At 63.7% G+C, this 1,875-nt stretch carries 2 protein-coding genes; both read left to right on the top strand.

Translation table 11 applies throughout. From position 1 onward, the window contains the following. Positions 1 to 185 (top strand): autotransporter outer membrane beta-barrel domain-containing protein (locus MMS95_RS24065; RefSeq protein ID WP_213975984.1); only part of this gene is annotated, 185 nt, incomplete at its 5' end. 118 nt (positions 186 to 303) lie between these two features. Next, positions 304 to 1,875 (top strand): S8 family serine peptidase (locus tag MMS95_RS24070; RefSeq protein WP_242142432.1); only part of this gene is annotated, 1,572 nt, incomplete at its 3' end.

The following is a 1,875-nucleotide window of genomic DNA, read 5'->3' on the forward strand; positions in this document are numbered from 1 at the left end:
TCAACGGCGGCAACGCGCCGTTCGTGGTGGACAGCGTGCCGGTGTCGCGCGACGGGATGGTGCTGAAGGCGGGGGCGGAAGTGGCGGTGAACGAGAACGCCACGCTGTCGCTGGGCTACGGCGGGCTGCTGTCGCAGAACCACCAGGACAACAGCGTCAACGCCGGCTTCACCTGGCGCTTCTAAGCAACATCGACTTAATCCTTGTACGGGAACCGCCTGCGGGCGGTTCCTTTTTCACATCCTGCTAATGAGAACCCGGCGCACCTGGGGCGTCGGCCAATAACAAGCAAAAGGTAAGGAAATGACAACAACAATGGGTTTTGACAGCAAAGGAAACGCTCGCCGCTCGCCGTGGCGGCTGAACGCGCTGGTCTGCTGCATGGCGCTGGCGGGGTATGCGCAGGCGGCGCCGCACGAGGTGAGCGGCCAAGCCGGCGATCCGGCCAGCTGGCGCAGCGCCGAATTCAACGCCAACTGGGGGCTGGGGGCGATCCACGCCGATGAGGCCTATGCCGCCGGCTACACCGGCAAAGGGCAAAAGGTGGGCATTTTCGATACCCCGGTCAACCGCCATCCCGAGTTCGCCGGCGACGGCAAACTGATCAACGTCGTTACCGAAGGCTACCGCGCCTATACCGATCCGCACCGGCCGGGGATTAACGCCGGCGATCGCTTTTACTTCGACGGCACCTTCCACTTCTACAGCGGCTCGCAGGGCATGCTGAGCAATCACGGGGTGCACGTCGCGGGCATCAGCGCGGCGAACCGCGACGGCGTCGGCATGCACGGCGTGGCCTTCGATTCGCGGGTGATCAGCGTCGATAACGACAACGACGGCCCGGCGTACGGCGAATTCCTCGGCCTGGACGGCGCCGTCACCAATGCCGGCTGGCAGGCGATGATCAAGAGCGGCGTGCGGGTGATCAACAACAGCTGGGGCGTCAGTATTCCCGATTTCCTGTCCGACGGCGGCCGCGATCCCAACGCGCTGCACTTTGAGCTGAAGGATGCGCAGGAACAATTCGATCAGGTCAAACCGCTGCTCGGCAGTTTGGCCGGCGCAGGCTATCAGGGCGCCATCGACGCGGCGCGCAAAAATATTCTGGTGCTGTTCGCCGCCGGTAACGACGGCAACTACAACCAGCCGGATGTGATCAGCGGCCTGGCCTATTTCGTGCCGGACATCGCGCCGAACTGGCTGTCGGTCGCCAGCGTGGCGCAGGATGCGACATCGACCAACAGCGTGCCTTACACCATCAGCAGCTTCTCTTCCCGTTGCGGCTATACCGCCAGCTTCTGCGTCTCGTCGCCGGGCAGCAAAATCTACAGCACCGTGGCCAACGGTTCCGATCCGGCCAACCTGGTGTCGGACTACGGCAATAAAAACGGCACCTCGATGGCGACACCGCACGTCACCGGCGCGGTGGCGGTGTTGCTGCAGCGCTTCCCGTACATGAGCTCGGCGCAGATTGCCGACGTGCTGAAAACCACCGCCACCGACATGGGCGCGCCGGGCATCGACGCGCTCTACGGCTGGGGGATGATCAACCTGGGCAAGGCCATCAACGGCCCGGGCATGTTCTATACCGTCGAAGATATTCCTGCGGAGTTCCGCATTCCGGATCCGACGGGCGTGGCCTACGGCCCGACCCAGTTTGTCGCCAATATTCCGGGTCTGGGCGCCGAGGTGGATGCCGGCACGCTGCACGCCAGAAAGTGTGACGACATCAGTTGCGAGCTGGAAGTCTACTCCAACAACATCTCCGGCCATGGCGGCCTGACCAAAGAAGGGATGGGCACGCTGGTCATGACCGGCGCCAACACCTATGCCGGCCCGACGCTGGTTAATCAGGGGCGGCTGGCGATCAACGGC

It is taken from the genome of Serratia sp. PGPR-27, assembly GCF_022678525.1.
Lineage (GTDB): Bacteria > Pseudomonadota > Gammaproteobacteria > Enterobacterales > Enterobacteriaceae > Serratia > Serratia nematodiphila.